General features: G+C 72.1%; 11 protein-coding genes and 1 pseudogene. 7 read left to right on the top strand and 5 right to left on the bottom strand.

Annotated elements, in window-relative coordinates:
- Positions 1-103 precede the first annotated feature (103 nt).
- Positions 104-523 (bottom strand): annotated as a pseudogene (locus tag ACWGR4_RS46395) (peptidoglycan DD-metalloendopeptidase family protein); the annotation flags it as partial.
- A 490-nt stretch (positions 524-1,013) separates the two neighbouring features.
- Between ACWGR4_RS46395 and rpsB the strand changes: the two are divergent.
- The 6 genes from rpsB to rlmN all read left to right on the top strand — a co-directional run bounded on the left by rpsB (position 1,014) and on the right by rlmN (position 6,944).
- On the top strand, positions 1,014-1,937 hold the full coding sequence (gene rpsB / locus ACWGR4_RS46390) for a 30S ribosomal protein S2 (protein WP_452131444.1): 924 nt from the start codon (positions 1,014-1,016) through the stop codon (positions 1,935-1,937).
- 202 nt (positions 1,938-2,139) lie between these two features.
- Positions 2,140-2,973 (top strand): translation elongation factor Ts, encoded by an 834-nt coding sequence (gene tsf / locus ACWGR4_RS46385; protein ID WP_380003040.1) that lies wholly within the window; start codon positions 2,140-2,142, stop codon positions 2,971-2,973.
- Positions 2,974-3,053: 80 nt separating this feature from the next.
- Positions 3,054-3,863: a UMP kinase gene (pyrH, locus tag ACWGR4_RS46380; protein ID WP_078977400.1), complete on the top strand. Its 810-nt coding sequence runs from the start codon at positions 3,054-3,056 to the stop codon at positions 3,861-3,863.
- Between the two features lie 32 nt (positions 3,864-3,895).
- The gene (gene frr, locus ACWGR4_RS46375; protein WP_380003041.1) at positions 3,896-4,453 is read left to right on the top strand and encodes a ribosome recycling factor; all 558 of its coding nucleotides are present in this window, start codon (positions 3,896-3,898) and stop codon (positions 4,451-4,453) included.
- Complete coding sequence (locus tag ACWGR4_RS46370; RefSeq protein WP_452131445.1) at positions 4,453-5,718, top strand: phosphatidate cytidylyltransferase; 1,266 nt, start codon at positions 4,453-4,455, stop codon at positions 5,716-5,718. Before frr ends, ACWGR4_RS46370 begins: the two co-directional genes overlap by 1 nt.
- A 119-nt stretch (positions 5,719-5,837) precedes the next feature.
- Complete coding sequence (gene rlmN / locus ACWGR4_RS46365; RefSeq protein WP_380003043.1) at positions 5,838-6,944, top strand: 23S rRNA (adenine(2503)-C(2))-methyltransferase RlmN; 1,107 nt, start codon at positions 5,838-5,840, stop codon at positions 6,942-6,944.
- A 391-nt stretch (positions 6,945-7,335) separates the two neighbouring features.
- On the opposite strand, the gene ACWGR4_RS46360 is transcribed toward rlmN, so the two are convergent.
- Both ACWGR4_RS46360 and ACWGR4_RS46355 read right to left on the bottom strand, forming a co-directional pair.
- A complete protein-coding gene (locus ACWGR4_RS46360) occupies positions 7,336-8,661 on the bottom strand; it encodes a hypothetical protein (protein WP_452131446.1) in 1,326 nt (441 codons plus the stop codon).
- A gap of 4 nt (positions 8,662-8,665) precedes the next feature.
- On the bottom strand, positions 8,666-9,415 hold the full coding sequence (locus ACWGR4_RS46355; protein ID WP_452131447.1) for an ABC transporter ATP-binding protein: 750 nt from the start codon (positions 9,413-9,415) through the stop codon (positions 8,666-8,668).
- A gap of 180 nt (positions 9,416-9,595) precedes the next feature.
- Between ACWGR4_RS46355 and ACWGR4_RS46350 the strand changes: the two genes are divergently transcribed.
- The gene (locus ACWGR4_RS46350) at positions 9,596-10,402 is read left to right on the top strand and encodes a tyrosine-protein phosphatase (RefSeq protein ID WP_380003047.1); all 807 of its coding nucleotides are present in this window, start codon (positions 9,596-9,598) and stop codon (positions 10,400-10,402) included.
- A gap of 10 nt (positions 10,403-10,412) precedes the next feature.
- On the opposite strand, the gene ACWGR4_RS46345 is transcribed toward ACWGR4_RS46350, so the two are convergent.
- Both ACWGR4_RS46345 and ACWGR4_RS46340 read right to left on the bottom strand, forming a co-directional pair.
- On the bottom strand, positions 10,413-11,792 hold the full coding sequence (locus ACWGR4_RS46345) for an NAD(P)/FAD-dependent oxidoreductase (RefSeq protein ID WP_452131448.1): 1,380 nt from the start codon (positions 11,790-11,792) through the stop codon (positions 10,413-10,415).
- Complete coding sequence (locus ACWGR4_RS46340; protein WP_452131449.1) at positions 11,789-12,445, bottom strand: pyridoxamine 5'-phosphate oxidase family protein; 657 nt, start codon at positions 12,443-12,445, stop codon at positions 11,789-11,791. Before ACWGR4_RS46340 ends, ACWGR4_RS46345 begins: the two co-directional genes overlap by 4 nt.
- Positions 12,446-12,554 lie beyond the last annotated feature (109 nt).

The following is a 12,554-nucleotide window of genomic DNA, read 5'->3' as shown; positions in this document are numbered from 1 at the left end:
AACCCGACGGGCCCGAGCCCGGGCGGTTCGGGTACAACCGCACCCGCGCCCGACGCAGCAGCGTGAGCGGGTCGTGATACCCCGGCACCAGCAACCCCCAGTGCAGACACGGCACCGGCAGATGGAACGGCCCCGGCGCCAGCACCCCGATCGGTTCGCCCGCCGCGACCACCCGACCCGCCGCCACCGACGCGAGCACCGGCTCGTAGGTGGTGCGCACATCGCCGTGCCGCACGGTGACCACCCCGCGCCCGGCCACAGCGCCGGCGAAGACCACCACCCCCGCGCCCGCCGCGCGCACCGACTGGCCCACCGTCGCGGCCAGATCCACCCCGCGGTGCCCGGCCAGCCACGCCGCCGCCGGCGGCTCGAACCCGCGCAGCACCACCGGCCGGGGATCCAGCGGCCACACCCAGCGCCGCACCTCCGGCGCGGCCCGCGCCGCCCCCGACGCGAGCGGCGCCGGGGAGGCGAGGGGCGATGCGACCGTCGACACCACGGCGGTGAGCAACAGCAGACCCATCACGGCGGGTCCACGAACCGACCTCGAATCGTTCATGCGCCCAGACTCAGCGCCCGCGCCCGCCACACGCGCCGATCCGCGTCGGCCTGTGGACAAACAGCCGCCCCGTGCGCGTAGACAACTTTTTCGTCCACAAGCGGTCGCCGATCGTCGAAGTGCGATACGCCGCGAAAAGCCGGCATACAAGCGGACGAGGCGGCGGAAAAGGGTGGCCGGAAGGCGAGTCGCCCGGCCGCGTACCGGTCCCGTACACTTCCCGGAGCGGCCCGGCCTTCCGGGTCGACTTCGCGCGCCCACCTTCGAGCCGCCGACGTCCCGCATGGCGAGACGCCAGTGAGCGGGACTCGATGGGGACACCTCTCGGTCCGGGAATCCGCAAGGACCTCGGCGTGGTGTCGCGGGCGTCAGGCGTGACGGCGACCCGTCGTCACGACACAACCGAGAGTCCCGGGCTCGATCGCCGGGACGAGAGTCCAAGGAGCGTACGGCCATGGCCGTCGTCACGATGCGGGAGCTGCTGGAAAGCGGCGTCCACTTCGGTCACCAGACCCGCCGCTGGAACCCGAAGATGAAGCGCTTCATCTTCACGGAGCGCAACGGCATCTACATCATCGACCTGCTCCAGTCGCTGTCGTACATCGACCGCGCCTACGAGTTCGTCAAGGAGACCGTCGCCCACGGCGGCACGATCCTGTTCGTCGGCACCAAGAAGCAGGCGCAGGAGGCGATCGCCGAGCAGGCGACGCGCGTGGGCATGCCCTACGTCAACCAGCGCTGGCTCGGCGGCATGCTGACCAACTTCTCGACCGTCTACAAGCGCCTCCAGCGCCTGAAGGAGCTCGAGCAGCTGGACTTCGACGACGTGGCCGGCTCGGGCATGACGAAGAAGGAACTGCTCGTCCTCAAGCGCGAGAAGGACAAGCTGTCGAAGACCCTCGGCGGCATCCGCGACATGCAGCGCGTGCCCTCGGCCGTGTGGATCGTGGACACCAAGAAGGAGCACATCGGCGTCGGCGAGGCCCGGAAGCTGCACATCCCGGTCGTCGCGATCCTCGACACCAACTGCGACCCCGACGAGGTCGACTACAAGATCCCGGGCAACGACGACGCGATCCGCTCGGTCACGCTGCTCACCCGCGTGATCGCCGACGCCGTCGCCGACGGTCTCATGTCGCGTGCCGGTGGCGCCGCCGCCGACACCAAGGCCACCGCCGGCGAGCCCCTCGCCGACTGGGAGCGCGAGCTGCTCGAGGCGGGCAAGAAGGACGAGGCCGCCGAGGCCGCCCCCGCCGAAGAGGTCGTCGAGTCCGGCTCGGTCACCGAGGCCGACGTCGCAGCCGAGCCCGTCGAGGCGCCGGCCGTCGAGGCCGCCGCTGCCGAGGCGCCGGCCGCCGAGGCCGACCCGCAGGCCTGACCCTGGAACGAGGGGTACGACGGCCAGGCCGGCGTACCCCTCGCCCTGTGCCGGGACCCGATCACGGTGCGTACGCATCCCGTACGTCCCGTATGTGTCGGAATACCGCACGGACCCTTGACCTTCATCGGGTGGGGCGACACCCTCACCCGCAGTCGCTCGGGCAACCGGGCCGCTGACCGAGAGACGAGAGAATCAGGACATGGCGAACTTCTCCGCCGCGGATGTGAAGAAGCTCCGTGAGCTCACCGCCGCGGGCATGATGGACTGCAAGAAGGCCCTCGAAGAGGCCGAAGGCGACGTCGACAAGGCGGTCGAGATCCTTCGCGTCAAGGGCCAGAAGGGCGTCACCAAGCGCGAGGGCCGCTCGGCGTCCAACGGCGCCGTCGTCGCGCTGCTCGACGGCAACGCCTCCGGCGTCCTGGTCGAGCTCAAGTGCGAGACCGACTTCGTGGCCAAGAGCCCGAAGTTCATCGAGGCCGCCAACGCGATCGCCGCGCACGTCGCCAAGACCGCGCCCGCCGACATCGCCGCGCTGCTCGCGAGCGAGATCGAGGCCGGCAAGAGCGTCCAGCAGTTCGTGGACGACGCGAACGTCACGCTCGGCGAGAAGATCGTGCTCGACCGCTTCGCGCAGTACGCCGACGGTTTCGTCGCCGCGTACCTGCACAAGACCAGCCCCGACCTGCCCGCGCAGATCGGCGTGCTGATCGAGCTGGACGGCGCCAACGCCGAGGTGGCCAAGGACGTCGCGCAGCACATCGCCGCGTTCTCGCCCACGGTGCTCGCCCGCGAGGACGTGCCGGCCGAGACGGTCGAGACCGAGCGTCGTGTGGCCGAGGCCACCGCGCGCGAGGAGGGCAAGCCCGAGGCCGCCCTGTCCAAGATCGTCGAGGGCCGGGTGACCGGCTACTTCAAGGACAACGTGCTGCTCGACCAGGCGTTCGCCAAGGACAGCAAGAAGTCCGTGGGCAAGGTCCTGGACGAGGCCGGCGTCAAGGTCAAGCGCTTCACCCGCTTCAAGGTCGGCGTCTGATCGCCACTTGTGGCACCGCCCCGACCGGAAAGTGAACGCGGCCGGGGCATGTAGTAGGCATGAACGCAGTGAAAAGCAGTATGGCGAGGAGGCCGCAAGGCGTGGAGGGAACCGTGCAGGAAACCGAAACGAAGGCGGCCTCCTCGTCGTCCGCCGAGGGCGACGAGCCGAACCCCTACGCGCGCCGGGTGCTGCTCAAGCTCTCCGGTGAGGCGTTCGCGGGCGGCGGGGCCCTCGGTGTCGACCCCGACACCGTGCAGACCATCGCGCTCCAGATCGCCGACGTGGTCCGCCGCGGCACCCAGGTCGCCATCGTGATCGGCGGCGGCAACTTCTTCCGCGGCGCCGAGTTGCAGATCCGCGGCATGGACCGCGCCCGCTCGGACTACATGGGCATGCTCGGCACCGTGATGAACTGCCTGGCGCTCCAGGACTTCCTGGAGAAGCAGGGCATCGACACCCGCGTGCAGACCGCCATCACGATGGGTCAGGTCGCCGAGCCGTACATCCCGCGACGCGCCGTGCGACACCTGGAGAAGGGCCGCGTGGTCATCTTCGGCGCGGGTATGGGCATGCCCTACTTCTCCACCGACACCACGGCCGCCCAGCGTGCGCTCGAGATCGACGCGGTCGCGCTGCTCATGGCCAAGGGCGTCGACGGCGTATACGACTGCGACCCGAAGTCCAACCCGGACGCGGTCATGTTCGATCGTCTGGATCACGCCGAGGTGCTCGCCCGCGGGCTCAAGGTCGCGGACGCCACCGCGATCAGCCTGTGCATGGACAACGAACTGCCGATCGTCGTCTTCAACCTGCTCGTCGAGGGCAACATCGCCCGCGCCGTGCGGGGTGAGAAGATCGGCACCCTGGTCAGCCGTACCGACGGCTGATCGACGGCGACAGGACCGGGACAGGAGCCGACATGATCGACGAGATTCTCCTCGAGGCCGAGGAAAAGATGGAGAAGGCCGTCGTGGTCGCCAAGGACGACTTCGCGGCGATCCGCACGGGCCGGGCCACCCCGGCCATGTTCAACAAGATCCTCGTGGACTACTACGGCTCGCCGACCCCGGTGAACCAGCTCGCGTCGTTCACCACCCCCGAGCCGCGGATGGTCCTGGTGACCCCGTTCGACGGCGGTTCGAGGAACGCGATCGTCAAGGCGATCCGCGACTCCGACCTCGGGGTCAACCCGACGGACGACGGCAAGGTCATCCGGGTCGTCTTCCCGCAGCTCACCGAGGAACGCCGCAAGGAGTTCATCAAGGTGGCGCGGAGCAAGGGCGAGGACGCGAAGATCTCGCTGCGGTCGATCCGCCGCAAGGCCAAGGACACGCTCGACAAGCGGGTCAAGGACGGCGAGTCCGGCGAGGACGAGGTGCGTCGCGCCGAGAAGGAACTCGACGACACGACCCACAAGTACGTCGCGCAGATCGACGAGTTGCTCAAGCACAAGGAAGCCGAGCTGCTCGAAGTCTGATGAACGACTCGACCTGGGGCGGTACGCCGCCGGCCGATCCGCCCGCGGGAGCGCACCCCGATCTGCCGCCCGGCCACGACCCGTACGGGTCGTACGGCGCGTGGCCGGAGCAGGTCCCGGACGCGCCGAACGGTCAGGAACCGGCCCACTACGATGCGGCACGGTCCGGCGGCCACGGCGGCGGCGCCACTCGTGCGCAGCAGCACTTTCCCGCCGGCGTCGGGGTACGGACACAGGATGACCATACGCAGGTGCTCTCACCGATCGCGGGTCACGACCCGGACGACGGGTCGCAACCCGACGCGGGCGGGCGGTTCCACGAGGAGCCCGTTCGACGGGATCCGGCGTACGCCGAGGTGCCACGCGAGGGCCGCGGGGTGACCGGGGACCGACCCGCGAAACCGGTCGGCAAGGCCGGACGCAACCTGCCTCAGGCGATCGGCGTCGGCGCCGCCCTCGGCGGGGTGATCGTGGCCTCGCTGCTCACCGTCCAGGTGTTGTTCGTGGGCGTCGTGCTGCTCGCGGTCCTGGTCGGACTGTGGGAACTGGCGGGCGCTTTCGGCCGGGCCGAGGCGGTCGCCGACGCGGCCGGGCGGACCGCGCAGGGCGCCACCGTCGGGCGCGGTATCAAGATTCCGGTGATCCCGCTGGCGGTCGGCTCGGCGGCGATGTTGATCGCCGCCTACGCGCGCGGTGCGCAGGGGTTGGCCGTGGCGACCGCGCTGACCGCCGTGGCGGTGATGATCTGGCGGATGACCGAGGGCCCCGAGGACTTCCTGCGGGACATGACGGCGGGTGTGTTCACCGTCTTCTACCTGCCGTTCCTGGCCGGCTTCGCGGTGCTCATGCTGGGCGACGACGACGGCGCGAAGCGGGTGCTGACCTTCATCATCCTGGTGGTGTGCGCCGACACCGGCGCCTACGCGGCCGGGGTGATCTCCGGCGGCCGGCACAAGATGGCGCCCACGATCAGTCCCGGCAAGAGCTGGGAGGGCTTCGCCGGCGGCGTGATCCTGGCCGCCGCCGCGGGCGCGCTGTGCGTGGTGTCCATGCTGGACGGCGCGTGGTGGCAGGGCGCCGTGGTGGGCGTCGCGGCCGCGGCGGTGTCCGCGCTCGGCGACCTCGCCGAGTCGATGATCAAGCGCGACCTCAAGGTCAAGGACATGGGCAGTCTGCTGCCCGGTCACGGCGGCGTGATGGACCGCCTCGACTCGCTGCTCGCCGCCGCCCCGGTGGTGTGGCTGCTGCTCGCCGTATTCGTATGACCCGGACCTGATCCGGCCCTTTCCGGACAGGCCCGGCAGACGCACGGAGCGGGGCCGGGCGGGTCTTCGGAACCCGTCGGATCCGGCCCCGCCCGTACACCTGCGACACTGGACGAGCCATGCCCAAACCTGGAGAACTCACCTTCACCGCGCCGCCGCGTCGTTCGAAGCCGCCGCGCCACCTTGCCGACCTCACCCTCGCCGAGCGCCGCGAGGCGGTGGCCGAGCTGGGCGAGAAGCCGTTTCGCGCGGCCCAACTGTCCAAGCACTACTTCGGTCACCTCTCGGACGACCCCGAGCAGTGGACCGACATGCCCGCCGCGACCCGGGCCAGGCTCGCCGAGGCGCTGCTGCCCTCGCTGATGACCTCCGTACGGGACATCTCCTGCGACGACGGTGCCACCCGCAAGTCGTTGTGGAAGCTCTTCGACGGCACCCTCGTCGAGGCCGTCCTGATGCGCTACCCCGACCGGGTCACGATGTGCGTGTCCTCGCAGGCGGGCTGCGGGATGAACTGTCCGTTCTGCGCCACCGGTCAGGCGGGCCTGACCCGCAACCTGTCCACCGGCGAGATCGTCGAGCAGGTGCTCGCCGGCGCGCGGGCCCTCGCGCGCGGCGAGGTGCCCGGCGGTCCGGGCCGGGTCAGCAACATCGTCTTCATGGGGATGGGCGAGCCGCTGGCCAACTACAAGGCCGTGGTCGGCGCGGTGCGCCGGCTGGTCGACCCGAGCCCCGAGGGCCTGGGCATCTCCGCCCGCTCGGTGACCATGTCCACGGTCGGCCTGGTCCCGGCGATGTACAAGCTCGCCGAGGAGCGGATCCCGGTCACCCTCGCCCTGTCCCTGCACGCGCCGGACGACGAGCTGCGCAACACGCTCGTCCCGGTCAACACCCGCTGGGACGTGCGCGAGGTGCTGGACGCCGCCTGGCACTACGAGGGCGTCACCGGTCGCCGGGTCTCCATCGAGTACGCGCTGATCAAGGACATCAACGACCACGGCTGGCGAGCCGACCTGCTCGGGCGTCGGCTGAAGAACCACAACGCGCACGTCAACCTGATCCCGCTCAACCCCACCCCGGGCTCGAAGTGGACCGCCTCCACGGCCGAGCGCCAGGAGGAGTTCGTCCGGCTGCTGACCAAGCACGGCGTGCCGGTCACCGTCCGGGACACCCGGGGTCGCGACATCGACGGCGCGTGCGGGCAGCTCGCCGCCGCCGAGGTCTGATTCCGCGGCGCGATCGGCGGGCGGTCCACGCCGGCCCGCCGATCGCCGGGGACACAGCCGGCAAGCGGGACAATCGGTGCAGGTCACGGGTGCGCGGCGCGGCGATATAGAACGGGTAACGAATCCTTATCGGATCCTTAGGCCGCACAGGGCAGACTGATCTCAGTGCCAGGCCGTCGGATCCTTTGATCCCCCCGTTCGAATGATCCGACGGTGGCACGCCCAAGCCGCCGGTCGAAGGGACACGATCCGGCGCACGGCTCGGGGTCGCGTGGCCCCCGAGACGAGAAGCACTTCGAGCCCGTCGCGGAAGGGGACGCCGCGCCGGGCTCGGAGTGTTTTCGCATGTCCGAGGGTCTCCCGCATCCGAGCGTTTTCCAATGGCCGGGGCTCAGGCCCGGCGGCGGCGCCGCCGGGGTCGTTCGTCGCGCAGGATCACCGCCGCCGCCGCGATCAGCGCGGCCACCAGCAGGCCGACCGCCCAGACCGTGCCGAGCAGCGCGGTGCGGGTGGAGACCGTCGGGAACGGATTGGCGCCCTCGTGCGCGGGCCAGGCCGCCAGTGCGCCGACGGTGATCGCCGTCGGCACGCAGACCAGAACCGGGACGGCGAGGGCGACCAGGGCCGCGCGGCGATCCGTCGGCGTGGCAGCGCCGATCGAGTGCAGGGTCCGTGAGGTCTCCCGACGGGCCGGGCCGTACTCGACCACCACCGCGAACAACATCGCCGCCGCGCACAGCGAGACCGTGGCCACCGTCAGGAACAGCGGCGCGTCGGCCATCCGAACCGGCGTGCGCTCGCCCGCGAGCCGAGCGGTGGTGACCACCGCCAGCGCGATCGTGGTCAGTCCGAGCGGCAGCGCCAGGCCGTGCGCGGCGGCCTCCATCCGCCGGGCCGCGCACAACGTCCAGACCCGACCGGCCCGGGCCGCCCAGCCGCCGCCGAGCCAGGCCACCAACCACGGCACGGTCAGCGCGGCCCCGATCAGCACCGCGGCGTATCCGCCCACCGCCGCCGGCAGCGCGCCGTGCGGCAACTGTTCCGGACGGGCCGGGTCGGCGATCAAGTACTGCGCGAGCAGCCCGGCGAGCACCAGGAGCGGCCCGACGTACGGCGGCACCCGGGGCAACGACCGGGCCGACGGCCCCGGCACCGCGCTCGCCGCCGCGATCGCCGTGATCGTGGGCACCACCACGAGCAGCGCCGCCAGGCCCGGCCAGTGCACCTCGGCGCCCACCGCGAGCAGTCGGCGAACCGCGGGCGGGAGCGAATCCCGCACCGAGCGCAGCACCAGGTGTGCCTGCATCCCGGCGATCGTGCCGACCATGGCCGTGATCGCCGCCTCGGTCGCCACCGTCGCCCGGCCCGTTCCGGGCCCCGTTCCAGGCCCGGTCCCGTGCCCTGGGACCGGCGGCCCCTCGGCGACCTCGGCGTGCGCGTGCCGGGCCCGATCGGCCCGGTCGTGCCGGTGCAGGACCGCGAGCCGGGTGCCGACCGCGGTCAGCACCGCCACGGCGGCCAGCACCGGCAGCGCCGCGAGCAGCGGACCGGTCGGCGCCGGTGCCGCGCGCCCGCTCGGGCGGGCCCAGGCCAGCAGGCACAGCAGCACGATCGTGGCACTGCCCGCCAGCGCCGCGCCGGCCAGCACCCGCACCGCGTCGACCCGGGACGCGCCGTGCCACGCGTCGCGCATGACCCGTGCGTCGGCCTCGGACATCGGCCTACCACCCCTCCGCGCGCGGGTCGCGACGACCCTCGCGCAGGACCAGGCCGCGGTCCGCGTGCGCGGCCACCCGCCGATCGGCGGTGGCCAACACGAGGGTGATCCCGTGCGAGCGCACGGCGGAGACCAGGATCCGCATCAGATGGTCGAGTTCGGCGCCGGCCAGGCCGTGCGCCGGCTCGTCCGCGAAGACCACCGCCGGTCGGGTGACCAGCGCGCGGGCGACCGCCGCCCGACGCAGCAGCGCCGGTCCCAGGCCCGGTGGCCGGGACTCGGCGTGCTCGGTGACGTCGAGCCGATCCATCCAGTGCCGGGCGATCGCGAACGCCTCGGTGCGGCGCATACGATCCAGCAGCAGCGGCAGCGCCACGTTCTCCGCGACGGTCAACTCCGGCAGCAGTCGGGTGCGGCCGTCGACCAGGCCGAAGTGCCGGCGCCGCAGCGCGATGCGGCCCTTCTCGTCGAGCACGTGCATCGGGCCGCTGTTGAACCAGACCTCGCCGCTGTCGGGGGCGACCACGCCGGACAGGCACGCGAGGAGCGCCGACTTGCCGGCGCCGTCAGGCCCGGTGATCGCGAACGTCTCGTCGGCGCGGACCGCGGCCGAGACGTCGCGCAGCAGCGTGCGCGACCCCTGGGTGAGGGTCAGTCCGTGAGCGCGCAGCACGTCGTTGTCGGGTGGGGCGCTCGGCGCGTCGGCGACGGCGCGCCGGTCGGCGGGTCTGGTCTCGCGGGACGACAGGGACATGGCACACCTCCCGCAGAGTTACGTTCGTTGCCACCCGTTCTCCTCCAACGAGCGTTGCGGCACGTGGTTTCGGCACGGGCGACAAACCCCCTCGGTCGGGGAGCCCTGTCGGCGGCGGGAGTTCGCACACATCATGATGAGGCGAACAGGTGTCTCGAACGCGTTCCGAACGGGGTGCACATGAACCGCCGACTCGATCTTCCAGATCTGCTCAATGCCCGCGACGTCGGCGACCTACCGCTGATCGGCGGCGGTGTCACTCGAACGGGGGTACTGATGCGGTCCGAGACCCCGGATCTGCTCACCCCCGAGGGGGTCGACCGATTGATCCACACCTATCGCGTGCGGCACGTGCTCGATCTGCGTTCGGACCACGAGGGGTTGCCCCCGACCGAGTGGGCGGGCGTGGTCCGGCACCGGCTGCCGCTGCTGGGTCGCCGCTCCGCGCTGGCCGCCGACCGGGCCGCGATCGGTGACGTGTCGGCCGGGCAGACCCAGGGCCTGGAGTTGGACGACGACATCGACCTGGGCAGCGTGGACGAGTTCGGGGCCGGGCTGCTCTACATGCGGATGGCGGAGCGCGGCGCCGAGTCCTACGTACGCTCGCTGGAGATCCTGGCCGGCGACGGCGGGGTGCCGGCGCTGGTGCACTGCACCGCCGGCAAGGACCGGACCGGGATCCTGGTCGCCCTGCTCCTGTCGGTCGCCGGGGTCGAGCGCGAGGCGATCATCGCCGACTACACCGAGACCGAGACGCATCTCGTGGAGATGTTCGAACGTATCGACCGATTGCCGCGCCAGCCCCGGATCGACCCGTCGCATCCGGTCGCGCCCGCGATGCGCGGTGCGGCGCGGGCGTCCATCGACACCTTCCTGCGGGTGCTGGAGGAGCGGCACGGCTCGGCGGCGGAGTTCCTGCTCAAGGCGGGTGCGGCGCCGGACCACCTGGAGTCCTGGCGCCGCACCATCCGAGGGGGGACGGGGTGACCGGTCCGGCTCAGTGACCGAGGAACCGGCCGAACGCGTGCGCCAGGCGCGACTCGCGCCCGGTGCGCCGCTCCTCGACGTCGGCGCCCGCCATCACCCGCAGGCCCACGTTGGTGCCGATCCAGCGCAGCGGCTCCGGCTCCCACCGGGGCGAGCGGTGGCGGACCCAGGGCAGCCGGGTCAGGTCGGTGTACTCGTCGCGGATCAGGTCGGCCAGGGTGCGGCCGGCGAGGTTGGCGGTGCCCACGCCGTCGCCGACGTAGCCGCCGGCCCAGGCCAGTTTGCGGGCGCGGTCCAGGCCGCAGCTCGCGTACCAGTCGCGGGCCACGCCCAGCGGGCCGCCCCAGGTGTGGGTGATCCGCGCGTCGGCGACGGCCGGGAACAACTCGGTGATCACCCGGCGCAGTTCGGCGAAGACCTTTTCGTCGCGGTCGAACTCGGGCCGCACCTTGGAGCCGAAGTGGTACGGGGCGCCGCGTCCGCCGAAGGCCAGGCGGTCGTCGGCGGTGCGCTGGCCGTAGATGATCAGGTGCCGCATGTCGCTGAAGCTCTCCCGGCGGGCCAGGCCCACCTCGTCCCAGAAGGCCTCCGGCAGCGGCTCGGTGGCGATCATCAGCGAGTAGACCGGCGCGAGGTCGCGGTGGAAGCCGGCCAGTTCGGGGGTGTAGCCCTCGGTGGCGCGGACCACCACGTCGGCGCGGACCCGGCCGTGCGGGGTGACGGCGACGCCGTCCTCGATCGAGAGCACGGGGGTCCGCTCGTGGATGCGCACGCCGAGGCCGGCCACCGTCACGGCCAGGCCGCGGGCCAGCTTGGCGGGGTGGAGCACCGCGCAGTGCGGGGTGTAGGTGCCGCCGAGCACGTCGGTGGCGCCGACCATCGCGCGTGCCTCGGCGGCGTCGAGCAGCCGGGCGTCGGAGGTGTCGAAGCCCCACGCGTGTTCCCCGGCGACCGCCTCGCGCGCGCGGGCCAGCTGTACCGGGGTGCGGGCGAGCACGACCGTGCCGCCCTTGTCGAAGTCGCAGTCGATGCCCTCGGCGGCGACCACCCGGCCGACCTCGTCGACGGTCGCGTTCATCGCCCGCTGCTGGGCGATCGCGCGTTCCCGGGTGCTGTCGCGGGCCACCTTGGCGATGGACGCGGGGAACAGCGCCGAGCACCAGCCGCCGTTGCGGCCGGACGCGCCGAAGCCGGCGACCTCGCGCTCCAGCACCACGATCCGCAGCGAGGGGTCGGCCCGGGCCAGGTAGTACGCCGTCCACAGGCCGGTGTAGCCGGCGCCGACGATCGCCACGTCGACGTCCAGGTCGCCCGCGAGCGCGGGGCGCGCGGTGACGTCCTCGCCGAGGGTGTCGAACCACAGGGACACGTCGCGGTAGTCGCCCGTCATCGGGTCCACGTCCTCAGGTAGTCCGGCGCGGGGAGGTCGAAGCGCAGGTCGGGGGCGGGCACGGGGGTGCCGAAGTGCTCGGTGATCGGGACCGTGCCGGCCCAGATCGGCGCGTCGAGGTCGGCCTCGTCGTCGTCGGGCGGTCCGGCCGAGATCTTTACCGATGTCTCGTCCAGGGACAGCGCGAGGACGAGCGTCGCGGCCAGTTCCTTGGTCGAGTGCGGGCGCAGGTCGCCGCGGCGGCCGGGGAGCAGCCGGTCGGTGAGCAGGTCCAGGGCGGCGACCTTCTCGGCGTCCGGGAGCACCGTGCACGAGCCGAGCACCATCGCGCTGCGGTAGTTCATCGACGACTCGAAGGCGGATCGGGCCAGCACCAGGCCGTCGAGCAGGGTCACGGTCAGGCAGGTCGGCGCGCCGGCGGCCAGGCCGCGGAGGAGTCGGCTGCCGGTCGAGCCGTGGATCAACACCCGCTCGCCGTCCCGGGCGTAGGCGACGGGCAGGACGAACGGCTGACCGTCCTCGCCGGTGATGGCGAGGTGGCCGACCAGGCCGGCGTCGAGCACGGCGTGCAGCGCGGCCCGGTCCCGAGCGGCGTGATCGGGCAGGCGGCGTATGCGAGTTCGGGGGGTGGAGCCGGGAACGGGGTGACTCATCGGGCCTCTTCGGGGATGTCGGTGGTGCCGATGGTGCCGGTGGTTCGAGGTGTTTCGGGGGATTCGGCGCCGGATATGAGTCTGCCGCCGTCGCGCACGGGTGTGTGCG

This window comes from Embleya sp. NPDC055664, from assembly GCF_053618075.1.
This window is presented reverse-complemented; position numbering and strand designations above follow the sequence as displayed.